At 38.0% G+C, this 24,075-nt stretch carries 28 protein-coding genes; 12 read left to right on the top strand and 16 right to left on the bottom strand.

The annotated features are described in order from the left end of the window. Positions 1-3 precede the first annotated feature (3 nt). Positions 4-891 (top strand): LysR family transcriptional regulator, encoded by an 888-nt coding sequence (locus MKX82_RS23680; RefSeq protein ID WP_251647912.1) that lies wholly within the window; start codon positions 4-6, stop codon positions 889-891. 67 nt (positions 892-958) lie between these two features. Here MKX82_RS23680 and MKX82_RS23675 read toward each other — a convergent pair whose 3' ends face one another. The 5 genes from MKX82_RS23675 to MKX82_RS23655 form a co-directional block, all read right to left on the bottom strand. Next, a complete protein-coding gene (locus MKX82_RS23675; RefSeq protein ID WP_233315480.1) occupies positions 959-1,999 on the bottom strand; it encodes an NAD(P)-dependent alcohol dehydrogenase in 1,041 nt (346 codons plus the stop codon). Positions 2,000-2,141: 142 nt separating this feature from the next. Next, on the bottom strand, positions 2,142-2,381 hold the full coding sequence (locus tag MKX82_RS23670) for a hypothetical protein (RefSeq protein WP_233315481.1): 240 nt from the start codon (positions 2,379-2,381) through the stop codon (positions 2,142-2,144). Positions 2,382-2,410: 29 nt separating this feature from the next. Beyond that, positions 2,411-2,551 (bottom strand): hypothetical protein, encoded by a 141-nt coding sequence (locus tag MKX82_RS23665; RefSeq protein WP_233315482.1) that lies wholly within the window; start codon positions 2,549-2,551, stop codon positions 2,411-2,413. 111 nt (positions 2,552-2,662) lie between these two features. Next, entirely contained in the window at positions 2,663-3,439 is a 777-nt protein-coding gene (locus MKX82_RS23660) for an AraC family transcriptional regulator (RefSeq protein WP_251647910.1), read from the bottom strand. 23 nt (positions 3,440-3,462) lie between these two features. After that, complete coding sequence (locus MKX82_RS23655) at positions 3,463-4,041, bottom strand: LysE family translocator (protein ID WP_233315484.1); 579 nt, start codon at positions 4,039-4,041, stop codon at positions 3,463-3,465. 164 nt (positions 4,042-4,205) lie between these two features. Between MKX82_RS23655 and MKX82_RS23650 the strand changes: the two genes are divergently transcribed. The 4 genes from MKX82_RS23650 (at position 4,206) to MKX82_RS23635 (ending at position 5,864) form a co-directional block, all read left to right on the top strand. Next, the gene (locus MKX82_RS23650) at positions 4,206-4,520 is read left to right on the top strand and encodes an ArsR/SmtB family transcription factor (RefSeq protein WP_233315485.1); all 315 of its coding nucleotides are present in this window, start codon (positions 4,206-4,208) and stop codon (positions 4,518-4,520) included. Between the two features lie 82 nt (positions 4,521-4,602). Continuing rightward, positions 4,603-5,031 (top strand): DMT family transporter, encoded by a 429-nt coding sequence (locus tag MKX82_RS23645; RefSeq protein WP_233315486.1) that lies wholly within the window; start codon positions 4,603-4,605, stop codon positions 5,029-5,031. Between the two features lie 12 nt (positions 5,032-5,043). Further along, positions 5,044-5,511 (top strand): DMT family transporter, encoded by a 468-nt coding sequence (locus MKX82_RS23640; protein WP_233315487.1) that lies wholly within the window; start codon positions 5,044-5,046, stop codon positions 5,509-5,511. Positions 5,512-5,525: 14 nt separating this feature from the next. Continuing rightward, entirely contained in the window at positions 5,526-5,864 is a 339-nt protein-coding gene (locus MKX82_RS23635; protein WP_341080578.1) for a hypothetical protein, read from the top strand. Positions 5,865-5,921: 57 nt separating this feature from the next. Here the strand turns inward: MKX82_RS23635 and MKX82_RS23630 are convergent, their stop codons facing one another. After that, positions 5,922-6,437 carry a GNAT family N-acetyltransferase gene (locus MKX82_RS23630; protein WP_341080575.1) on the bottom strand — a complete coding sequence of 172 codons (516 nt, stop codon included), beginning with the start codon at positions 6,435-6,437 and terminating at the stop codon, positions 5,922-5,924. Between the two features lie 126 nt (positions 6,438-6,563). Here MKX82_RS23630 and MKX82_RS23625 point away from each other — a divergent pair, with 126 nt between their 5' ends. Continuing rightward, positions 6,564-7,199, top strand: coding sequence for a YczE/YyaS/YitT family protein (locus MKX82_RS23625; protein WP_237942450.1), 636 nt, complete (start codon positions 6,564-6,566; stop codon positions 7,197-7,199). A 43-nt stretch (positions 7,200-7,242) separates the two neighbouring features. Here the strand turns inward: MKX82_RS23625 and MKX82_RS23620 are convergent, their stop codons facing one another. The 9 genes from MKX82_RS23620 to hutP form a co-directional block, all read right to left on the bottom strand. Continuing rightward, complete coding sequence (locus MKX82_RS23620; RefSeq protein ID WP_341080571.1) at positions 7,243-8,469, bottom strand: TolB family protein; 1,227 nt, start codon at positions 8,467-8,469, stop codon at positions 7,243-7,245. Positions 8,470-8,581: 112 nt separating this feature from the next. After that, a complete protein-coding gene (locus MKX82_RS23615; RefSeq protein WP_233315491.1) occupies positions 8,582-9,352 on the bottom strand; it encodes a TerC family protein in 771 nt (256 codons plus the stop codon). A gap of 275 nt (positions 9,353-9,627) precedes the next feature. Then, positions 9,628-10,794, bottom strand: coding sequence for an FtsW/RodA/SpoVE family cell cycle protein (locus tag MKX82_RS23610; RefSeq protein ID WP_341080570.1), 1,167 nt, complete (start codon positions 10,792-10,794; stop codon positions 9,628-9,630). A 126-nt stretch (positions 10,795-10,920) separates the two neighbouring features. After that, positions 10,921-12,246: an amidohydrolase family protein gene (locus MKX82_RS23605; protein ID WP_341080569.1), complete on the bottom strand. Its 1,326-nt coding sequence runs from the start codon at positions 12,244-12,246 to the stop codon at positions 10,921-10,923. Between the two features lie 13 nt (positions 12,247-12,259). Beyond that, positions 12,260-13,519, bottom strand: a complete 1,260-nt coding sequence (locus MKX82_RS23600) for a Zn-dependent hydrolase (RefSeq protein ID WP_341080568.1) — start codon at positions 13,517-13,519, stop codon at positions 12,260-12,262. Beyond that, the gene (hutI, locus tag MKX82_RS23595; protein ID WP_341080566.1) at positions 13,516-14,790 is read right to left on the bottom strand and encodes an imidazolonepropionase; all 1,275 of its coding nucleotides are present in this window, start codon (positions 14,788-14,790) and stop codon (positions 13,516-13,518) included. The genes MKX82_RS23600 and hutI overlap by 4 nt, the downstream gene beginning before the upstream one ends. A 14-nt stretch (positions 14,791-14,804) precedes the next feature. Next, complete coding sequence (hutU, locus tag MKX82_RS23590; protein WP_341080564.1) at positions 14,805-16,463, bottom strand: urocanate hydratase; 1,659 nt, start codon at positions 16,461-16,463, stop codon at positions 14,805-14,807. Between the two features lie 64 nt (positions 16,464-16,527). Next, positions 16,528-18,039 carry a histidine ammonia-lyase gene (gene hutH / locus MKX82_RS23585; protein ID WP_233315497.1) on the bottom strand — a complete coding sequence of 504 codons (1,512 nt, stop codon included), beginning with the start codon at positions 18,037-18,039 and terminating at the stop codon, positions 16,528-16,530. A 208-nt stretch (positions 18,040-18,247) separates the two neighbouring features. Next, complete coding sequence (hutP, locus tag MKX82_RS23580) at positions 18,248-18,676, bottom strand: hut operon transcriptional regulator HutP (protein WP_233315659.1); 429 nt, start codon at positions 18,674-18,676, stop codon at positions 18,248-18,250. A gap of 397 nt (positions 18,677-19,073) precedes the next feature. Between hutP and MKX82_RS23575 the strand changes: the two genes are divergently transcribed. The 6 genes from MKX82_RS23575 (at position 19,074) to MKX82_RS23550 (ending at position 23,589) form a co-directional block, all read left to right on the top strand. After that, positions 19,074-19,667, top strand: a complete 594-nt coding sequence (locus tag MKX82_RS23575) for a GNAT family N-acetyltransferase (RefSeq protein WP_233315498.1) — start codon at positions 19,074-19,076, stop codon at positions 19,665-19,667. 51 nt (positions 19,668-19,718) lie between these two features. Next, the gene (locus MKX82_RS23570; RefSeq protein WP_233315499.1) at positions 19,719-20,516 is read left to right on the top strand and encodes a MerR family transcriptional regulator; all 798 of its coding nucleotides are present in this window, start codon (positions 19,719-19,721) and stop codon (positions 20,514-20,516) included. Positions 20,517-20,709: 193 nt separating this feature from the next. Then, a complete protein-coding gene (locus MKX82_RS23565) occupies positions 20,710-21,519 on the top strand; it encodes a TrmB family transcriptional regulator (RefSeq protein ID WP_341081621.1) in 810 nt (269 codons plus the stop codon). A 76-nt stretch (positions 21,520-21,595) separates the two neighbouring features. Beyond that, a complete protein-coding gene (locus MKX82_RS23560; RefSeq protein WP_251647892.1) occupies positions 21,596-22,327 on the top strand; it encodes an AzlC family ABC transporter permease in 732 nt (243 codons plus the stop codon). Further along, positions 22,318-22,656, top strand: coding sequence for an AzlD domain-containing protein (locus MKX82_RS23555; RefSeq protein ID WP_341080559.1), 339 nt, complete (start codon positions 22,318-22,320; stop codon positions 22,654-22,656). Before MKX82_RS23560 ends, MKX82_RS23555 begins: the two co-directional genes overlap by 10 nt. Before the next feature lie 294 nt (positions 22,657-22,950). After that, the gene (locus MKX82_RS23550) at positions 22,951-23,589 is read left to right on the top strand and encodes a nitroreductase family protein (protein ID WP_233315502.1); all 639 of its coding nucleotides are present in this window, start codon (positions 22,951-22,953) and stop codon (positions 23,587-23,589) included. Positions 23,590-23,779: 190 nt separating this feature from the next. On the opposite strand, the gene MKX82_RS23545 is transcribed toward MKX82_RS23550, so the two are convergent. Further along, the gene (locus MKX82_RS23545) at positions 23,780-23,926 is read right to left on the bottom strand and encodes a hypothetical protein (protein ID WP_237942430.1); all 147 of its coding nucleotides are present in this window, start codon (positions 23,924-23,926) and stop codon (positions 23,780-23,782) included. Positions 23,927-24,075 lie beyond the last annotated feature (149 nt).

Raw genomic sequence — 24,075 nt, 5'->3', positions numbered from 1 at the left:
CAGATGGAAATAAGGGTGTTACGCTACTTCCTCGCAATTGCCAGGGTTGGTAATATCACAGCTGCTGCAGACCTGCTGCATGTTACACAGCCGACTTTATCAAGACAAATGAAAGATTTGGAAAAGGAATTAGGAAAAAAATTGTTTATTCGCAGCAGTCACAGTATCATTCTTACAGATGAAGGCATTTTGCTGCGAAACAGAGCAGCAGAAATTGTTAACATGGTCGATAAATTGGAATCGGAATTTCATTCAATGGAGGAAACTATTAGCGGAGATGTTTATATCGGCGGCGGTGAAACGGATGCGATGAGATGGATTGCCCGTGTAATTAACGACGTAAAGTTAAAGTATCCTAATATACGCTATCATCTTTACAGCGGAAACGAGGACGATGTTACAGATCGGCTTGACAAAGGGCTGCTCGATTTTGGCATCCTAATTGAACCTGCAGATATATCCAAATACAACTATATGAATATCCCAGCTAAGGACGTTTGGGGTGTTGTTATGCGCAAAGACAGTCCTCTCGCTGATAAACCGGCAATACGAGCAGCTGAACTTTTGGAGCTGCCTTTAATATGTTCACGACAGGCTATCAAACAGACATACTCGACAAATAAATTTGCAGACTGGTTCGGTGAAGATTTTGATAAATTAAATATTGTCACCACATATAATCTTGCCTATAATGCCGCCATTATGGTGGATGAAGGGATTGGTTATGCGATTACTATTGATAAAATAGTGAATACATCGAGTGATAGCAATTTATGCTTTAGACCGCTAGAGCCTAACCTTGAATCTGGTTTAAATATTGTGTGGCGCAAGCATCAAGTTTTTTCTGAAGCTGCTAATGTCTTTATTAAAGCTATCCAAGCGAAATTTTAAAGCTTTCTGATAAAATTTGTAAACAGCTAAAAAGGATGCCCCTTTGGGACATCCTTCACTCAAAAAATCACATGGTGCTTGTATCAATAACGAATCGATATTTTACATCAGAAGCTAAAACACGTTGATATGCTTCGTCAATTTCATCTGCAGAGATAATTTCAATATTAGGAACAATATTATGCTCCGCACAGAAGTCGAGCATTTCTTGTGTTTCTCGGATACCGCCAATCATAGAACCAGCAAATGAACGGCGATGGCCGATTAAAGACATCACATTTAGTGACAAAGGCTCGCCAGGTGCGCCAACATTCACCATTGTTCCATCAAGGGTTAACAAAGAGAAATACGCATCAAGGTCAAGCTTTGCACTTACTGTATTGATAATAAGGTCAAATTTTCCAGCAAGCTTCTCAAATGTAGCTGGATCGCTAGTAGCATAATAATCAGCTGCCCCAAATTGTAAGCCGTCTTCTTTTTTGTTCAATGTTTGAGATAAAACAGTAACCTCAGCACCCATCGCATGGGCAATTTTCACAGCCATATGACCAAGTCCGCCTAACCCAACAACGGCTACTTTTTTACCTGGTCCAGCATTCCAGCGATTCAGTGGTGAATAAGTTGTAATTCCTGCACATAGCAGCGGTGCTGCCACATCTAATTCAATATTATCAGGAATTCGGACAACAAAATCTTCTATTACAACGATATGTGTAGAATAGCCACCTTGTGTAGGCTCGCCATATTTATCTACACCAGCATAAGTAGGGATATTTCCTTTCAGGCAGTATTGTTCCTCTCCTTTTTGGCAGTTTTCACACTCGCCGCAAGAATCAACCATACACCCGACTCCAACGCGGTCACCTACTTTATATTTTGTTACTTCCGCTCCGATTTCCGTAACAATACCAGCAATCTCATGACCTGGAACAAGAGGGTAATTTACAGGACCCCATTCGCCGTGGGCAGTATGAATGTCAGAGTGACATATACCTGCATATTTAATTTCAATTAAAACATCATGTAAATCAAGGTCCCGTCTCTTAATTTCTGCCGCTCTGAACGGTTTGTCTGGACCATCAACTGCTCGCGCTTTAGCTGTTGTCATGTTTCTTAGCCTCCTAGTAGTTTCATTTTTTTTAACATTACTAGAATACGCCTTCTAGTTAACTCTAAGTCAAGTAAAAAGACTAAAAAAAACACCTGAACGTTATATAAATTAGTTCAAGTGAATTTATTACATGTGTATATCAACCCAGTCCTTCTATTAAAGTACCTAAATTATCTAAATCCTGTGTGATATTTAAGATAATCACAAATCTCCACTCTTTATTAATTTTGCCTAGCTTAACTACTTGGTGGACTTCAATCTGATCATTAGAATAGGTTCTGTGAGAATCACAAATCTCGTATAAAGTTGCTGCAAAATTTGTATTGTTCCAATCTCTAATTTCTAACGAAACATATTCTTGGCTTTTTTTAAGATTCATTTTTAACTCCTATTAAGGTTATTGCCTTGCTAAAATAAAATTTTGTATCCAATGATGATAATGATGATTCCGATAACAATAAAGCCACCGATGGTAGGACTGCCATACAGCGCTCGATTCCAACTGTCGTCTGTTTCAATTTTACTTTTCTCTTCATCATTATTTTTCAAAAAAGCCCTCCTATCCATTTCTTCATAATCCGGTAATGTTACATACGTTTATTCATCAGATAAGTTTCATCCTCCTCATGCATAAAAAAACTGTTAGACAAAGTCTAGCAGTCAATTTAAATTAGACAAATATTCATATGCTGTCGTTCCATAGACACTTTTAAAATGTTTATTTAAATGAGGTAAATCTACAAAACCGCATTCTGCTACAGCAGCATAGATATCTCTCTTTCTTTCTATTAACTGCTTTGCTTGTTCTAGCTTGCTGTTTAGAAAGTATTGATATGGGGAGATTCCTGTATGAGCATTGAATATTCGGATAAATTGATATTTTGATAAATCAAGCTCACCGCTTATATCGTCAAGCTTAGGAACGGCCAGTAAGTTAGCACGAAGCATCTCCTTTGCTTTTCTTATCAGAACATTATCTTTTTTATATTCTTGAGAGAGGTTTGTTTGAACAAGACTGTCTGTTAGCGACAGCAGCAACTCACTGCAGACAGCTTCCCCTTTTTTATTAAGAATAGCATTAGCTAGTCTTATAACTTTTTGCTGAAGGATTTTATCGTATACAATAGGTGTTGAAAACTTGATTATTTCCTTTTTCTCCGATACCTCTAAGAACAGTTGTGGATCGATATAAAGCATCACATAATCAAGGCCTGCATCATCATGTGCCATCCCGTCATGAGCTTGTTCTGGATTAAAAAACATGACGCCGCCTTTATGGGACAACTGCAAACTGCCATCTAAATGATATCGTTGAATGCCGCGTAATGTGACCCCTATTGCATACTCTTTATGAGCATGCTTTTTATAGGTAAACTCATACATACTGGCTGCTAAGGCAGTTATGCCAGCTGATTTTTTATAAATAAATTTCTCCACTGCAACCACCCCTTTTTTCTCTGCTAAAACCACATCATTCCAGCGGCGTATACTAGAAATAAAGCCATTAGAAGATTGACTGCCTTTTTATGTTTTTGCAAAAAGGCTTTAAATATTGCGCCGAAAAGCACCCAAGTAATAAAGGCTAAAAAACCGATGAAAGTAATACCGGCTATACTTGTCATCAATGCTGATGCTGACTGGAAATACGGCATGATATAGCTTGGAATAATGGTCATCGTAAACAGAATTACTTTAGGATTTACAAATTGCATGATAAATCCAGATAAAAACGTGCCTGTATTATTTATTAAATTGCCTTTTGCTGAATCACTTTTATATATTTGCACTGCCAGATAAATCATGTATAAGCTGCCGATAATCTGCATCACCATTAAAAGCTTGGGTATGATTGTATAAAGCACAGAGTTCAGAAAAGCAGATACAACAAGCAGTAGGCCGAACGCAACCGTTGCTCCATATGTATATTCCATTGCCTTTCTAGTACCAAAATTGTGCACTGTTGATAAAATAACGATATTAGTAGGACCTGGTGTAAATGTTACGATAAAGCAGTATATTATAAATGATGTAATATTCATGAGGGAACTCCTTTCCTTTTGTCCTTATGAATATTACATCTATGTTTATAATGTATATAGTATATTATTGCAGATATTAACTCATTTACTCAATAAAAGGCCGTTAAGCATTTCTTATAAAAGTAAAAATTGACATATCTAAAAAAACCGATATAATCGGTACCATGGAACCTATTCATGTATTTAAAGCACTCTCTAATGAAACAAGATTGAATATTTTAGAGTGGCTGAAGGAACCTGAGAAGCATTTCCCAAAACAAGGCGCTCATTTGCCTAAGGAGGTAAGCTACAAAGGCGGAGTTTGTGTTGGGGATATTCAAGAAAAGGCTAAAGTTTCTCAATCTACCGTTTCTAGCTACTTAAACATGATGCAAAAAGCTGGACTGCTTGACTCTATTCGTCATGGTCAATGGACATACTACAGGCGAAATGAGGAGTTTATTCAACAGCTAGCAAAGTATTTTCAAACAGAAATCTAACTTTGCATGGATTTCTGTTTTTTTAAGACTCTATATCTATATTTCTAGATATATAATTATTCAAAAAAGGAGAACTGATTTTATGCGCTATCTTTCTTATTTGTTAGCCCTTCTGGCTGGAGCAGCGCTCAGCTTTGAAGGAGCTATTTATGCTGAACTGGGAAAAACAATTGGACAAATAGAAACAAGTTTTTATAACTTCTTTATGGGCTCTATTATTATGGGGCTATTATGGATTTTCTTTGGTAAAGGAGATCTTTCTTATACATTAAAAGCACCTAAGTGGACATTGCTTGGCGGCGGATTAGGTGTCGTTTATTTAACTGCTATTGTTATTAGTGTTCCATACGTCGGTGTTGGAATCTCAATGGTTGCAGTCATCATCGGACAACTGGTGATGAGCATGGTAATTGAGCATTTCGGATGGCTTGGCAGTAAAAAGACTAAAATTAACAAGGAAAAGATATTTGCCGTAATCTCTATGATTATCGCACTTATATTAATAAACTAGGAGGTTATCAATTTGGGGTTATTTATGATTTTATTCACATTAATCGGCGGTATCACACTAAGCGCTCAATCTTCTATCAATGGTACATTCAGCCGCAAAGCAGGCACAATTGAAACTACTTTTTTAACTTTTCTAACTGGAACCTTGTTTCTTACTGTTTTCATTATCTTTTTTGGACATGGGGATATTCTTGCACTTTTAGAAGCACCTAAGTGGCAATTAAGTGCAGCCTTTTTAGGCACAGCCTATTTGCTGCTGACTGTTATCGCCGTTCCTCGAATTGGGGTAATCGCAACAAATATCGCGGGGATTGCCGGTCAACTAGTAATTGGAGTGATAATTGATCATTTTGGCTGGTTCAATAGTTTAGTTATTGAATTGGATATGAAACGGGCCTTTGCATTACTATTTATGATTATTTCTTTATACTTCATCTATAAAGGCAATAAGCGTTCGAATGAAGAAGCACAAAATTCTTAACAACCTGATAAAAGGTGGTGTTCCTAACAATAGGAACACCATCTTTTTTTGATATATCAGCTATATATAAAATTGCACTGCAAGATAATTCAGTGTGTACGGCATATCAATACACCGTCAGGACACAATCGTTCCGGTTAAAGGAAGATCCATACCATATAATAATTTTTAATATAATAAGACAAGTAGCAAGAGCTGTTCGTACTTCCCTTCTCGTAGACGAAAAACACATGCAACCAAAGATGGTGTTACATGACCCTATACAAGGAATTAATGATGTTTATCCTGTCGTTGGATTGCTGCCGAATGGAGCAAAATACAGAGACTGCTTTCTAAAAGTGCTGAAGCGTTAAAAGACTAAGCAAAAGAGAAATGAACGTTATTCTTGTTCATTTCTCTTTTGCGCCTTATTAAAGTGTTTTACACATGATAAAGTCAGTCTGTTCTTCATCACCCATATAAAAGGAATGAGCTCCCTTTTGCCTAAATCCCATTTTCTTATAAAAGGCTATAGCATTTTCATTTTTTTCCCAGACGCCAAGCCATATTTTCTTTTTATTGTTTTCTCTGGCAATATCAAGTGCTTTTTGGAAAAGAACCTTCCCAAGTCCGTGTTTTTGAAATCGGCTTTTGATATAAATCCTTTCGATTTCAAGTGACTCAGTCCCCATTTCCTCAGTTTGTGCGTCATTCGTATTTACCTTTAAATATCCAGCCAATTCCTTATCTAAATATAGAAAGAAAAATTGGGATGAAATGTTGGACAGCTCTTTCTCTAACTGCTCTAAAGTAAATGCTTTATCTAAGTAGTTCTTCATATTTTCAGGTGAATTTTGGTCTTTAAATGTTTCATTAAAGGTTTCATAACTGATTTCTCGAAGCTTTTGTAAATCTTTAACTGTACATATTTTAAGTTCTAATGTCATTTGAAATGCTGCTCCTTTTATTTATAATAAGCCCACTAATTTTATTGCAAATGCAATAAAGATATCTTATATTAAATATAATGTATTTTTGTTGCATTTGCAATAAAATTCCAAGGAGGCAATCATGTGAAATATGTATTTTATGTAATAGGGATATTTATTTTAACCTGTGGAATTTCCTTAACGATTCAATCGAATCTTGGAACTTCACCTTTTGACGCCCTTTTAGTTGGCTTATCTCAAAATATAGGGCTAACTGCCGGCAGCTGGGAATTTATCTTAGCAATTATCTTGATTTTATTTAACTCCTTGTTAAAAAGACAGCAGCCTGAAGCTTTAGGATTGGTAACAGCTTTTATAACTGGAATTGGCATCGATTTATGGCTGTTTTTATTGCACGGTTTAATAACACCTGAAATTTGGTATAGCCAATTGATTTGTTTTATTAGCGGCTTAATTGTGATTGGATTTGGAACCGCCATATATTTACACACAAACTTCGCTCCAATTCCAGTCGATCGGTTAACATTAATTATTCAGGAACTAACTAACACAACTATTTTTCTTTCGAGAACATTTATTTATTTAGTATTTTTAATTATTGCATTCAGTTTAGGTGGACCAATTGGCATTGGTACGTTACTAACGGTTTGTTTAGGAGGACTTGTTCTGCAATACTTTATGCCAGCAGCGAAAAAAGTATTAAACAGGTTTATCGCAGATTCTAATCCGTCTACACATGATAAAAAGCAGGCCATATAAAAAGACGTGAGACTTCTCCATACTCACGCCTTTTTACAAGCTGCTATAATTTATGCTTCTCTATATAAAAAACAGGTTCAGACTCAACATTTTTAATCCATATACTATCTTTGCCTTCAAGCCCTTCTCTAATCCAAACATTATTTTGCTCATTTTCCATATGCCGGACCCAAGTTATATAGCCATTAACGGCTTGAGGGGTATCATCTCGTTCCTTTTCTTTAGGTGCTGTCAATTGCTTTTGGTCATTAGACTTCAAATGAATGGAATAAAGGCTAGTATACATTGTAGGTACCGGGCCTTCCTTCCATTCTTTATTTTCCTTAGAACGAGCAACAATCACTACATCAGGAGAATACCATGACAAATCCAAGTCAACATCCCCCTTTGGTGTATAAACTTTCTGTCCGATAAAAGCAGGCATTTCTGCGATGGTTGTCCGCTTATTTTCAACGAGAAATCTTCCTTCACCAGAAATATAGGCAAGCTGATTTTTATTCGGGGCCCAATTAAACCAATCCTGATTGTTCAGCATTTTGCCGACCTCTTGAAAACGTTCTCCCTTTGCTGTAATAACACATAATGAATTACTGTCATTGGACCAGGATGCTGTCGGAATAGCCAGAAAGCTAAGCCACTTTCCATCATCACTCCACTTAAACTCCTCTGCCGTTATTGCAAATAAATCTTTATTAGTCAGGATTGTAAAAAAGGGATGAATCTTTTCTTGTTGTAAGTTTGCATCAGCTGCAACTTTAAATAATTCAATGGGGCCCCAACCTGTCGGTAATAAATTGGATTGAGAAGACACAATAAATTCTTTGCCGTTCGGAAACCATTCAAATCCGCTGACACCTAAAGAAACGTTCTCAAACATTTCAGGCCGTCCGTGTTTTATTTTAGTGACGTTTAATATTCCTTGATCATTATAAGCTAACTGATTATTATTTGGTGACCATTTGAAATCCGTTGCACTCACTTGCACATATGGTTGATAGCTTTCGTTTTTGACCATATCATAAATATACAGATCAGACTTTTCACCTTGCTCATCCCCATCTATATACGCAATAAAACGGCCATCAAAGGACCATTTAGGGTTATATACATGCTGAGAATAGGTGAGCTGTCTTTCTTCACTTCCCTCCTTCACCCACAGCTGATTGTTGCGCACAAATGCAGCTGTTAAAGGCACTTCCCCTGCGGCTCCAGCAGCAGTAGATAAACTAAAAAAAATAACAAAAAGAGATAAGAGCATTCGATAATTCATAACTAGTCCTCCATTCTGCTACTAAGATGCCCTGAGTTATTATTTCTAATGCTATAAAACACACTAAAAAAGCTCTACTCCCAAGTGGATAAGGGAATAAAGCTTTTGATTTTTAGGCAGGGTCTTTCTTAGCCTTATTTTTATTGTTTGGCGCAAACCAGCCGATTAATGCTACCGCTACTAATACTCCATAAAAGATTAACGTCCAGCCAGTGCTATGGGGAAAATGATGGTCCAGTACACCAATATCTTCGTGTGCCAGGGTAATTACGCTAAGCTTGACACCGACCCAAGCTACAATTACATATGCTGTTGTTTCTAATGCAGGTCGCTTATCAAGCAGCTGTACAAACCATGTGGCTGCATATTTAATTAAAACTAGGCCGGCAATCCCACCAAGAAGAACAACGAGAAACTGTCCTCCATCCATACCGCCGAACTCACCAAGCGGTGAATCAGGAAGGCCGAGGGCAAGAGCAACTGCCGCTAAAATGGAATCAATCGCAAAAACTAAATCTGCTAATGCAATCTTTCCCACAGTAGGTAAGAAGCCCTTTCCTTTAGCCTCTTCTTCCACTTCCGTATGCGGCTTTTCTTTCTTAAACCATGCCTTAAAGATATGCTTTAAGCCTAAATAAAGCAGATAAACGGCACCGATTGCCTGTACCTGCCAGACGTTTGCAATAAATGATATCGCAAACAGTGCTGCAAATCGAAAAATAAAGGCGATAATTATACCGTAATTTATTGCCCTTTTTTTCTCATCTTCAGGTAAATGCTTCGCAATTACTGCAAGAACCAATGCATTGTCAGCAGATAACAACCCTTCTAAGCCAATTAAAATCAACAATGCCCAAGCATATTCCAACCATATTGACTCCATTTTTTTCTCTCCTTTCTAATATGTATTATGTGAAAGGTTTAAGCTGACAATAAAGAAAATTAAATAAGTCTGCAAATTTCCAAATAACCCTGTAACTTTATTTATTCCTTAACAAGGGTATTTATTTATAAACTTATTTAAAATTTCTTTAACTTTCTCCAGCCACACCAAACTAAAATACATAAGAGAATAATCTTCTTTGGATAACTCAATAAAGTATACCCTTAATTCCGTATAGTTATGCTTTGTTAGTTTTTAGTCTGCCAATAACAATGCTAATCATACTTATTTCCTTCAAACATATAGTATTTCGTTTTAGCAGAGATATTTAATACTAATGTTAAGGACAGTATCGTTCCGAAAATGGAGCTACCGCCATAGCTTAATAAAGGCAGAGGAATACCGGTAATCGGCACAAGTCCTGTTACCATGCCAATATTCTCAAAAATATGGAAGGTTAACATTGATATAATTCCAGCCGAAATGATGCTTTCGTATTCCCCTTTGTTGTTTATTGAGATTCTAATAATTCGATAGATTAGCAGAAAATATAAAACTAATACAACACTTGCCCCAAAAAATCCATATTCTTCCCCAATAACGGAAAATATAAAGTCCGAGTGGGCTTCGGGGATAATGACTTCTCCATTGGAGTAACCTTTGCCTGATGTTGTCCCTGAGCCAATGGCCAAGATTGATTGTGTTAACTGATATCCTATTCCTCCTCTGTATTCAAACGGGTTTAACCATGAATCGATTCTCTCTATTTGATATTGATCTAGAAATAACAATAAAGTATCAGGTTGATATATATAGATATAAACGCAGGCACCAATGATGGAAATTACGCTCGAGAAGAATATGACAAGCAGCTTCCAATTTACACCTGACACAAAAATAATCCCAAACATAATGGTGGCAATAACCATTGCTGTTCCTGCATCTGGCTGCTTTAAGATAAACAGGATGGGAATCGCTGTAACTCCTAAAATCTTCCCAATTAATTTTATATCAGTCGCAATTGTTCGATGAATGGTGTTCTTGTTATGGTCGACGGTGACCTTTGCTAAGAAAACAATTAAAAATACCTTCATGAATTCGGCAGGCTGCAAGGAGCCAATCTTATCAATCACAAACCAGGCTTTCGTTCCCTTAATAACAGGTGCAATCGACGAAGGAGCAAAAAATAAGGCAACGAGCATTAATACTCCTAATAAATAAGCATAAAAAGACATTCTTTTTATTTGTTCAAAATCAAAATAATAAATGACAGCCGACATAACCAGTCCAACTATGTACCAAAATACTTGCTGGCCAGCAAAATTTGCTGTGTATGGCAGAAATTTTTGAGCACTTTGGATATTTATCGTGCTGATTATCATTAACAGCAGAATGATTAACAATAAATAATAATCAAACTGCGATTTGTTTTGGTTGTTCATACTTTCCATCTCCAACAAAACTTGAATAAGTCCTCTATTTTTATTACCAATACTTATAACGGAGTTAGGAATTATATTGTTTCAACAAAAAGATGCAACCAGCATTTTTTTGGTTGCATCTTTTTATTATTCTTGTATGCTTTGCCATTTTCCCATTAAGCTGTCTACTCTTTTCACAATTTCCGCTTCTGAAACTGTCTTAATTTGACCGTTTTCTACTATCAGCTTTCCATCGACGATAACATCTGAAATAGCATTTGGCTGCATGGAATAGACTATATTGGCAAATAGTTCAGATTTAGGAGAAAGAGATAAATCATTTAAATCTAATGTAACAAAGTCTGCTTTCATGCCTACTTTCAACTCTCCAGTTGGAAGCTGCAACATCTCAGCTCCTGCTTTCGTGCCCATGTCGAATACTTGTTTAGCATTAATGCATGTTCCATCAAGGCGTGTAACTTTTTGCAGCAGAGAACACATTCTCATTTCTTCAAAAATACTGATGCGGTTATTGCTGCAAGCTCCATCAGATCCGAGTGAAATGCGAACTCCCGCATCCAGTAAGTCAGGAATTCTTGTTACTCCATCTGATAAAAACATATTGCTGGATGGGCAATACGCAAGCCTTGCGTTTTTTTGGCCTAATATCTTAATTTCACTATCTTCTAACCACACTAAATGAATAGCAATCATGCTTTCATCTACCACACCAAGTGAATGGAGATAATGAACTGGACGCAAGCCGTATTTTCCAAGGATTTCATCGACTTCAAATGTTTCTTCTGCCACGTGAATATGAAAGGGTGTTCCTAGCTCCTTAGCGAGGCGATGTCCTGCTTGAATCATTGCAGGAGAAGCTGCATGAGGACTATGAGGTGCAGGATGAATGGAAACCATGGGATCACCTTGATACTTAATCGCTAATTTTCGTGTCCGGTCCACTGCCTCTCCCACTGTTTCCCGATAACTTATTGGGGCCCCTTCCCAATCGTACATTGTTCTTGCAAAAACGAGACGAATACCTAAATCTTTAGCAGCTTGAATGACAGCTTCATCTGTAGCAGTACCGCCATTATGAACATAGAAGAAATCACTTACTGCCGTAACTCCGTATTTCAGCATTTCTCCAAATGCAAATAAGGCACCTGTATAAATTGCCTCCTCATCTAGTAAGGGAGTATAACGGTAAAGTGCTTGATCTCTCCATTCTAGAAATGGGCGATCTACAGCAATTCCTCTTAATAAGCTTTGAAAAGAATGATTATGAGCATTCACAGTGCCAGGCACAATTGCTTTTCCTTCCCATTCAATTACAGTAACGCCTTTGTATTTTTCTAATAAGCGATTTTTAAAACCAATTTCTTTAATGACTCCGTCTAAGACATAGATTGCTTGATTTTTTTGAAATTGATTATTTATATAAATAGAATCGGCCATATATAAAACACTCAATCTATTATCCCCTTTATGTGTCTAATTTTTGATCTAGCATAAGAATTGTATGCAGCAAAGTATTTGCTGCTTTTTCAATGTCTTCCAAGCGGCTTTCCTCGTCTGGACAATGGCTCTTTCCGCCAAGACTTGGAACAAACAGCATCCCGCTTTTGGTGATATTCGCCATATGGGCAGCATCATGACCCGCCATACTGCCAAGGAGATAATAAGGATATTCCCAGTTACTCACAATTTCTTTCATCGTATCAATTATGAATGAATCCATACTTGCAGGCGATTGATTAAGCAAGACCTTCCTGTCTATATGAACAAACCGCTTTTCTGTCACTCGTAAGCACTCTGTCGTAAATGCCGCCAATATATCTTGTATTTCTACAGATGATTTCCCTCTAATCTCTAAAGTCATACACACTTTGTGAGGGATAATATTTGGCGCATTAGGGAGTATGTTCATCCTGCCGATTGTGCCAACCACTTCATTCGAAGGATGATTTAAGCAGGCACGCTCAAGGGATAAAATAAGCTCCGAAGCGGCAGTTAAAGCATCTTTTCTATCTTCCATAATTGTCGTTCCCGCGTGGTTCGCCTCGCCAATTACCGTAATGCTCTCACGATAAATTCCGGTAATGGCGGTTACTATCCCGATGGGAACGGACCTATTTAGCAATCTTTTGCCTTGTTCTATATGCACTTCTAAATAGGCACTTAACTCCTCAGGCTGAAGCACACAATTCTCAAAAGTATCCAGATCGCCGCCTGCTGCCTGTAAGGCATCAGTTAGTAAAGTTCCTGCTGGATCTGCTACATTTAAAATTTCCTCTTTTGTTAATTTACCAGTAACTGCTCTGCTTCCAAATGTTGATATTCCAAAAGGGTTCGGCTCTTCCGCACTAAAAGACACTAATTGTAACGGATGTCTTGTCATTATTTCGTTTTCTTCAAATACTCTCATGATTTCAAGTGCAATCAGCACACCCAACGCTCCATCATATTTCCCGCCATTTGGAACAGTATCAAGATGTGAGCCGAAAACAATGCTCGGAAGCTTTTCTTGTCCTGTACGCTTGCCCCAAATATTAGCTGCCTGATCCGTTTTAACAATCAAATTCACTTGATGAAGTTGATCTTTCAGCCAATTTCTTGCTGCCAATTCACTTTGAGTAAAGGTGGTCCTGTCAAGACCACCTAAAGCATTTATGCCAATCTGGCCGAGCTCATCAATATCTGTCATTAAGCGAGCTATATGAATGGAAAGTTTCTTTCCTTTCAACAAATCGCACCACCTTTGACTACAATTTCGCCGCTTTTAATAACTGTATCTACGAGATTAACTGCATAATTGTATTGAAGTGTTTGATAATTAACAGCATCAAATAAAACTAAATCTGCTTTTTTGCCTACTTCAATACTGCCGATCTCTTCAGCTCTGTTAATGGCATGGGCTGCATTAATAGTGCAGGCTGTCAGCACTTCTTCTGGTGTCATCTTCATTGTTAAACAAGCTAAATTCATAATAAAAGGCAATGATTCTGTTGGCGAGGAGCCTGGATTCCGATCTGTCGAAAGGGCAATTGGCACGCCTGCTTCTATCATTTCTCGGGCATTGGCTGGTTCAGTCATTAAGAAAAAGGCAGTCCCAGGCAACAGCACAGCAATCACCCCTTTTTCTGCCATTGCCTTTATCCCCTGCTCTGAAGCACGTAACAAATGATCTGCTGACACAGCACCTAACTCTGCTGCAAGTTCCGCCCCTCCAAAAGAGACAATTTCATCTGCGTGAATCTTTGGTAATAACCCCAGCTTTTTTCCTTCCTCCAGAATACGTTTTGATTGCTCAATTGTGAAAACACCTTCCTCACAGAAAACATCACAAAACTCAGCCAGTTTTTCTTGAGCAACGACAGGGAGCATCTCCTCTACAATCAGCTGAACAAAATCGTCAGGATTTTCTTTATATTCAGCAGGAACAGCATGTGCGCCCATAAAGGTTGAAACTAAATCAATGGGATGTATGTTATTTAGCTTTTGGGCTGCCCGTAATTGCTTTAATTCAGCTTCTAAGGTTAAGCCGTAGCCGCTTTTCGCCTCCAATGTTGTGACACCATGTAATAAAAACCGATTTAATCGCTTAGCGGTCTGTGCGATCAGTTCTTCTTCAGAAACTGCTCTTGTCGCTTTCGTCGTGCTTAAAATGCCTCCGCCAGCTTTTAAAATATCCATATACTTGGCGCCTTTTAAGCGCATTTCCAATTCTTGTTCCCGGCTCCCTGCAAACACAATATGTGTATGAGGGTCAATCAACCCTGGAGTTAACACTTTGCCTTCCCCACTTACAAGAGTTACAGTCTCAGGTTGCGTGTTAACAAATTCCTCTGCTGCTTGATCTGTACCGACATATACAATGCGGTCACCGCTTATTACGACACTGCCATTTTCAATGACGCCTATTTCAGCCATTGCTTTTCCAGATTTCGGCTTGTCACTGCTTCCGCTTACGGTAATTACTTGTGAAGCTTTTTTTATATAAAGAAGATCTGTCACTTGTATCTCAACCTTTACTTTAGATTTGGAATATGGATACCTTTTTGCTTTGCCGTTTCAATTGCAGCTTCATAGCCTGCATCCACATGCCGCACAACGCCCATTCCAGGATCTGTTGTCAGCACTCTTTCAAGGCGCTTGGCAGCATGCTCTGTGCCATCTGCAACAACAACCATTCCAGCATGAAGGGAATATCCCATTCCCACACCGCCTCCATGGTGAACAGAAACCCAGCTTGCACCTGCTGCCGTGTTGAGCAATGCATTCAATATCGGCCAGTCTGCCACTGCATCACTGCCATCCTTCATTGCTTCAGTTTCCCGGTTTGGTGAGGCAACAGAGCCAGCATCTAAATGATCTCTTCCTATTACAATTGGTGCAGACAATTCCCCGCGTGCCACCATTTCATTAATGATCTTTCCAAATCTGGCCCGCTCTCCATAACCTAACCAGCAAATTCGCGCTGGCAGGCCTTGAAATTCTATCTTTTCTCGTGCCATTCTGATCCAATTGCACAGATGCTCATTATCAGCAAACTCTCGTAAAATAACTTCATCTGTTTTATAAATATCTTCCGGATCGCCTGATAATGCTACCCAGCGAAATGGTCCCTTTCCTTCACAAAACTGGGGACGAATAAAGGCTGGAACGAATCCTGGAAAGTGAAAAGCATTTTCTACTCCTTCATCAAAGGCAACTTGACGAATGTTATTGCCATAGTCAAAGGCGACAGCTCCTTGCTCCTCCATTGCCAGCATAGCTTTTACATGTACAGCCATGCTTGCTTTTGATTTTTTTACATACTCTTTTGGATTTTCTGAACGAAGCCTCTCTCCATCTTCCAAAGAAAAATGAGCTGGCAGATAGCCATTAAGTGGATCATGGGCAGATGTTTGGTCTGTAACGATATCTGGAATAAATCCGCGCTTCACCATTTCTGGCAGCATTTCAGCTGCATTTCCAAGCAAGCCGATTGAAAGCGGTTTGCCCGCATGCTTTGCATCTTTTGCTAGTGCAATTGCTTCCTCTAATGTTTCAGCAAGTACATCACAATAACGAGTCTCGATTCGCTTTTCAATCCGGCTTCGATCGACATCAATGCCAATTAACACACCGCCAGCCATTGTTACAGCCAGTGGCTGGGCCCCGCCCATTCCACCAAGTCCTGCTGTTACGGTAATTGTTCCTTTTAACGTTCCATTAAAATGCTGGTTCGCGCATTCAGCAAACGTTTCATACGTTCCTTGAACTATTCCCTGTGTGCCAATATAAATCCAGCTTCCTGCCGTCATTTGGCCATACATCATCAGTCCTTTTTTATCAAGCTCATGGAAGGTATCCCAGTTTGCCCAAGCCGGCACAAGATTAGAATTAGCCAATAAAACACGGGGTGCTGCTTCATGTGTTTTAAAAACGGCCACTGGTTTGCCTGATTGAATAAGCAAGGTTTCATCGCTTTCTAACTCTTTTAATGACGCAACTATTCGTTCAAAGGATTCCCAGTTTCTAGCCGCCTTGCCAATCCCTCCATATACAACCAGTTTTTCTGGATGCTCCGCTACTTCTGCATCTAAATTATTCATTAACATTCGGAGAACAGCTTCCTGCTCCCAGCCTTTCGTATTCAAAGCAGTTCCCCGTGGCGCTTTAATTGCATTTTTTTCAAGTTTCATTTTTCATTCCTCCTGCTACTCATTTATATAATTAGATGGATAATCTTCTACTTTTATTCCTTAGCTAGAGTGATAGTTTCGCAGCAAAGGACCATTCTTGTGTTTTCATAGCTTGTGCTAAGTTTTCAATATCTGTGGAAAAGATACGATCGCTTGTAATTAATGGCACCTCTGCACGAATTTTTTCATGCAATATCTTCGATTGGGGAGAGAGTTTTTCAGCACCTCTAATATCTGCTGCCTGTGCACCGCATATAGCTTCGATTGCAAGCACTTTCCGTGTGTTTTGCACGATTTCATAGGCATGGCGTGCCGCAGTAGCTCCCATGCTGACATGATCTTCTTGATTTGCAGACGACGGGATGGAATCAACACTGGAGGGATGTGCCAATGTTTTATTTTCCGAAACAAGGGCCGCAGCAACATATTGGGTAATCATTAATCCTGACTCAAGTCCTGGATTAGCACTTAGAAAGGCTGGCAGATCATTTAACTGCGGATTTACGAGTCTTTCAATTCTTCTCTCGGAAATATTTGCCAGCTCTGCAGTTGCAATACTTAAGAAATCCATCGCAAATGCGATAGGCTGACCGTGAAAGTTCCCTCCTGATATGACTTTTCCGCTTTCAGCAAAAATCAATGGATTATCTGTTGCCGCATTTATTTCAATCATCAGCTTTTCTTGTACATAATTTAATGTTTGCCATATAGCACCATGTACCTGTGGTATGCAGCGTAAAGAGTAAGCATCTTGCACGCGGAGCTCTCCCTGCTTTGTAGTTAATTGACTGCCTTTTACATAGGAAAGAATACGTGCCGCTACTTCCTGCTGCTCTGGATAAGGTCTTACTTGATGGGATTCAGGAGAGAATGCATCGACTATTCCTCTAAGTCCTTCTAACGTCAAGGCAGCTACTCTGTCTGCTAAAACAGCGAGGGATTGTGCTTCTAAATAAGCTATCACGCCTACTGAAGTTAAGGCTTGCGTGCCATTTATTAAAGCAAGCCCTTCTTTCGCTTTAAGCTGTATCGGTTTTAAGCCAGCACGCTTTAATGCTTCCTTGCCATCCAGCTTTTCCCCTTGATAAACAGCCTCTCCCTCCCCAACTAAGACGAGGGCCAGATGAGCTAATGGTGCAAGATCACCGCTTGCTCCAAGTGAGCCTTGACTCGGAATGACAGGAGAGATTCCGAAATTTAAACAATCAACCAGCAGTTGGAGCGTTTCCGGGCGAATTCCTGAGAAGCCTTTCGCCAGAGCATTCGCTCTCAACAGCAGCATCAACCTGCATATATCTTCAGAGAAGGCCTTACCGACACCACAAGCATGACTTCTAATAAGGTTAATTTGTAAATGCTCTAAGTCTTCATTTGAAATAACCGTATCACTAAACTTGCCAAATCCAGTGTTAACACCATAAATAACCTTTTTCTCCTCAATAAGCTTCTCCACAACAGCTCTGCTATTTTTTACATTTTCCCAAGCTTTTTCATGGATGGTTACCGTCGCTTTGTTGGCTAATACTAATTGAATTTCCTTTAACGTCAAATGGTTCCCATCAAGTAGGATATTCATGATCCTTCAACCTCTCTTTATGCTTTTTTTAAAATAAAAAAGGGGCTGCACAAAGAAAATGAATTCTTCATACAGCCCCCTAATAGACTATAAACTATGGGCATACAATTTATTTGGTTTTATAAACTAATTAAAAATCGGCTAAATGGCTAATAACTGAATACCATTATTATATATGTAGACAGAATATTTTGTAAATATTTATTTATTAAATATGATTAAATCCAAGCCCTAAAGCATCATGCTCAAAACCCTTTTTTGGTGCACCGATTGTCCCGAAAATACAGACACAGATCCATTCCCCATTATATCCGTACTTTTCAATTTCCCCTCGTACAATACCAAATGTCAAACCGACTGTCCGCAATATTTCTCCAAATTGAACATTGCCTCTCCCTACACCTTGCAGTGCTTCTAAAATAGTATGATATAGAGCATGAACCTCTCTGTAGGAGTCTCCGTCAATTATCTCATTTGACTTTGCAGTCGTTTCAATAGCGGCAATAACTTTAAATAAGTCCATTGCTCCTACTTTACCAACAGTATAGCGGTATCCTCTTCTGCTTAGTTCATCTTTTAGTGTTTGCTCGCTGCTGCTGTTATTTAAAAGTGTTAACAATGAAGTTAACTTACCCATTGAGTAGTTTTTCACGAAGACAATCCTCCTCCCTGTAGTTTGTTTTAGGTATACAACAAAAAAACCTCGCATGAAAGAACAAAAAAATTCCTCTTGCCAAGTCTCCTTCTACTAACTAAACACTAAACTAAGACTCATATGTATGTACCTAATTCCACAACCTGCACTGTATTTCTTGCTCTTACTTACTTCTCTTACATCTGTTTATTGAACTAAATATCTATTTCTATTTTCTTACATCTCCAAACAGGTGTCAATATAGATTTCTTAATTTTCCGAATCATCCACTTTTTATATTTAGCTGTCACTTCACAAATTAGTGTTTGACCTTAGAATTACTAGAAGGTTTATACTTAAGGCAATAATAAATATATATAAATGGAAAGTTGGTTTAAAAATGATTAGAATAGCTTCACAGAAGGATGCGAAGGCGATAGCGTCCTTACTATGGGAAATATTCGAGGACATGGAATTATCATTGCTCAAGAAAATACCTAAAAACACATTATTAGAAATGGTAGCAGAAGCAGTTGCAGACCCTGTTTACCGTTATGGCTTTAAGAGAGGTATTGTATACGAACTAGATGGAGAAATAGCTGGTGTATGCTTTGGATACAAGGCTGTTGATGAGCCGGTCATTGATGACCCGTTCATGGAAATATTAGTAAATAACGGGTATGATAATAACGAAAAATTATTTGTTGATAAAGAGGCATTACCGGACGAATGGTATTTAGACTCTATTGTTGTTAATCCAACATACAGAGGGTTAGGGATTGGTTCTGCGTTACTAAGAGAAATGGAGCAAATGGCGTTAAAGGCAGGCTCTAAGAGAATCGGGCTCAATGTAGATATTGCCAACCCTAAAGCAAAAAAGTTATATTCAAGTATAGGCTATACAAAGGTGGCAGAGCTTGTCTTAAGCGGCCATCGTTATGAACATCTATGTAAAGCATTATCTAATACTGCTGCAGCAGTAGTACAAAAATAATCTGCAGAATTGCCATTTCAATAGAGATGGGCGCAGTTATGGAGCGGAATTATGAATTGGAAAATAAACGAAATCGCTAATCTTTATGACATTAGTGCACATACTTTGCGCTACTATGAGGAAATTAATTTAGTAGTCCCTAGCAGAGGCGAAAATAACTATCGTATTTATACAGATGAACATTTACAACAGCTGAATATCATCCGTGATTTAAGGAAATTTAATATACCATTAGAAGAAATTAAAGACTATTTAGAGAAACGCACGGTTGAGAAGACCTTAAACTTATTGAAAAAACAGCAAAACTTTCTTGAACAAGAGTTAGCTGCACTGCAAGAAATGCAGCATATCGTCGAGGAAAGAATTGATTTATTTACACATACTGCCCAAATGTCTGAAGGTGAATGTCAGGTGATTGAGTACCCTGACAGATATGTGATTGCCAGTAATGATAAAGATACTGATGGTGAACATGTAGACTTATCATTGAAAGAGCTGTATAAAAAATACGAAAACAATCTTCCGTACTTAGAGCAACAGATGATTGGCAGCTTTCTGTACGTTAAAACTTCAACTAATTCGATTAATCACCGTGTATTTTATTATATCGAAAATGATTCAGATCCGAATACAATGATAATACCTAAAGGAAAATATGCATCTACTTGTTATAAAGGCAATTATAAAAAAACACAGCAGTATATTACGAAGCTGAAAGAGTATATCAAAACAAACAATTACACAGCCGATGGCCACCTTTTTGAAACGTATCTCATTGATTTTCATGAAACTCATATAACAGAAGAATATGTGACAAGAATGGAAGTAAGGATTAAAGACCCTATATAAAGTTTAGTGCATGAACAGATTTGTTCATGCTTTTTTTGCGCTTCATTGACAATTCCCCTATTCTATTCACTCTTTTTATTATAAAAGTACAAAAATTCTTGAAATTATTATTAGTAAGTATTAAACTAACTACTATAAATATACGTAAGTATTACCCTAACTACTAAAGTAGTAAAAGAAAGGACGTGTTATGTTGGAAGAAATCTTTAAAGAATTGCAGAAGCTCGGTTTTTCCCAATATGAATGTAAAGCATATGTCAGCCTTTTAAAGCATTCACCTATGACAGGCTATGAGATTAGCAAACGATCCAGTGTCCCTCGGTCTATGATTTATGAAGTGCTTGGAAAACTGCTTGATAAAGGTGCTGTGTACATTGTTCCTTCTGAACCTGTCCAATATGCGCCGCTGCCAGCAAAAGATTTAATTTCCCGACTGCGGCAGAACTTTGAACAGTCTTTTGATTATTTAGAGAAAAACTTAGCAGCACTTAAAAGTGAACAAGAGGTAGATACTATCCACCGGATTAGCGGTGATGAAAATGTACTAGCAGAAATGAATAATTTGATTTTACGAGCAAAAGAAGAAATTTGGCTATCTGTATGGGCTCCGCAAATACCGCCTATTGAGGATGCTGTATTACGGAAAGAAAAAGAAGGTGTTGCAGTCACCTCCATTTTATTTGGTGCGCCAAACACAACGCTTGGCTATACAACACATCATGATTATATGTCTCCTAAAGTCGCAGAGGAACGTACAAACGGCCGGCTGACCATTGTGGCTCGTGATAACGAAGAAGTGATTATTGCGAATTGTTCCCCAGCTTCCCAAGGCTGGGCTATAAAAACACAAGATCCTGCCCTTGTATTGGTAGCACTCGAATATATTGGCCATGATATTATTTTTGCAGCATTGACAAATGAAATTGGCGAACAAAGAGTAGAAGCTCTTTGGAGAGATAATAAAGATTTATTGCGGGTTGTTACAGGAAAACGGTTCAAATAATTGTTTGAACCGTTTTATTAGCAATTTTTATTAGTAGTTAGTTTTATAACCTCTACCGAAGAAAGGAGCTTTACCTATGCAGCTTGACAGTCCCAACTACAGCATAGTGATGAAAAAAGGATCAGAGGAAACATTCTTACAAGGAGTCAAAGCATGTATACCAACATTATTAGCTTACTTAAGCATTGGCTTTGCCTGTGGAATCGTGCAAAAAACAGCAGGACTCAGCATTGCTGAAATAATATTACTAACCTTATTTGTTTATTCAGGCTCCGCTCAGTTTATTGTGGCTAGTATGTATCTTATCAGTACTCCACTTGTTGTAATCACAACGATTTTCTTTGTTAATATACGTCACTTACTTCTAAGTGCTGCTCTATCACCTTATTTTCAGCATTTGTCCCCTTTTCGTAATATGTTAATTGGGGCAGTGTTAACAGATGAAACTTTCGGTGTGGCTATCCAAAAAAGTGCAGAAAAGAACAATATAAGTGAAAAATGGATGCACGGTCTTAATATAACAGCGTATGTAAATTGGCTAATTGCTAATTTGGCAGGTGCTTACTTTGCAAAGTGGATAACAAATCCTGATGCACTTGGTCTGGAATTTGCGTTGCCAGCTGTTTTTATTGGTTTATTAGCTATATCCATTTCAGTCAGAAAAACTGTGCGTATTGACATACTTGTCAGCATAATAGCAACAATAATGATAATAGTGTGTTCACGGTGGCTCTCAGGCAGTTTAAGCATTATCATTGCCACTATTTTAGCAGCCACTATCGGGATGGTGATGACCAAATGGAAATAAACGCTGCTGTACTTTTAATTGTAATTGGAGGAGCTATCGTAACCTTTATACCAAGAGTTGTGCCTATAATGGTACTCAGCCGATTAAAGCTGTCAGATATCGTTCAAACCTGGCTGCATTTTGTGCCTATTGCCATACTCGCCGCTATAATTGGACAGGAATTATTTATGGAAGATAACAAAGTACAGATAATGCTAAACGAGGAGCTGCCAGCAGCCATTATAACAGCTCTTATTGCCATTAAGACTCGCAGTTTATTATGGACAGTTGTTGCTGGAGTTATTGCGTTTGTATTAATGAGATGGTTACTTGCTGGTTTTTCAATATGAAAGAATATAATAATTGCACCTTTTTTAGGTGCAACTATTACCTTTAATCTATCTTAGAAAATTTGTACCGTTCTCATCGTTAAATGCCATCTTCCTTTTCTATGCATGAATGTTTAAAAATGTACTCCCCTATCCTCCAACTAAAATATAGACAAAATCTCTAAAAAAAGAATTCCCTAAACTTATGACTTGCATTTTCCGTAAAAATATATTATTATTTGACGTATCAATAGTTGATATATCAAATATTGATAAGTCAATAAATAACTTTAATTATAAAGGAGACAGTTTACTATGAGTAAATTTCAAAAAATAAATGATTTCAATGAGATTGTATACGGACGCCGTTCTATTAAGGTGTATGACCCTACTGTTAAAATCAGCCGTGAAGAGATGAGTGAAATCTTAACACAAGCTTCTAAAGCTCCATCTTCTATTAATATGCAGCCATGGCGCTTTGTAGTTATTGACAGTGAAGAAGGAAAAGCTAAACTAGCTCCTCTATCACGCTTTAACAAAGATAAAGTTTTGAGCTCTTCTGCTGTTATCGCTGTGTTCGGTGACAAGAAGAACTTTGATTATGCGGAGGAAATCTACAGCAAGGCTGTTGAGCTTGGCCTAATGCCTCAGGAAGTAAAAGACGCTCAATTGAATGCTTTTACACCATATTATGAAAATATGTCCGAGGAAGTCATGAAGGATACTATTATGCTAGATGCTGGTCTTGTTTCTATGCAATTAATGCTGGTGGCACGTGCTTACGGATATGATACAAACCCTATCGGCGGATATGAAAAAGATCAAATTGCTGAAAGCTTCGGCCTTGAGAAAGACCGCTATATTCCAATTATGCTTCTGACTATCGGTAAAGCAGCACATGAAGGTTTCGAATCATACCGCCTCCCTGTTGAAACAACAACAGAATGGAGATAATAACTAGTTTTTACATTTACTTTAAAGAATACTAGGAAGAAAAGAACCAGGGACAATCTTGACCTTGGTTCTCTTTTTTATATCTCTCCCATTTTTCCGTAATAATATTACAAATCTAAACACCAATATTTCTTAAAATGACGCTTATTTTTTATTGTTACATTCTGTTGTCCAAGCTATTGCTAATATTTCAGAATAGTTTGTCATAATTATGCAATTCACTTTTTTCAATAGATATTTGGTCATTTTCTCTGTAACCGTCACTCATTCCTTTATTTACAAATTTCGCAGGAGAATCAGATGATGTTCCTTCAACAATCTTCCTTTTCTTAGCCAAAATCTCACTTTTTCCTCTCTTAAAAATTACAACATTCTCTCTATGGTCTTTCTGACTCACTCCGCTATGATGTTAGGTGTTCAAGCGGTAGGCCAAACTAATTAGAGACAAATATTACAAGGCCTACTCAATATAAAAAAAGGAGTGAA

The organism is Niallia sp. FSL R7-0271 (genome assembly GCF_038005785.1).
Classification (GTDB): Bacteria; Bacillota; Bacilli; order Bacillales; family Cytobacillaceae; genus Niallia.
The sequence above is the reverse complement of the archived record's forward strand: the minus strand, read 5'-3'. Positions and strand labels throughout refer to the sequence as shown.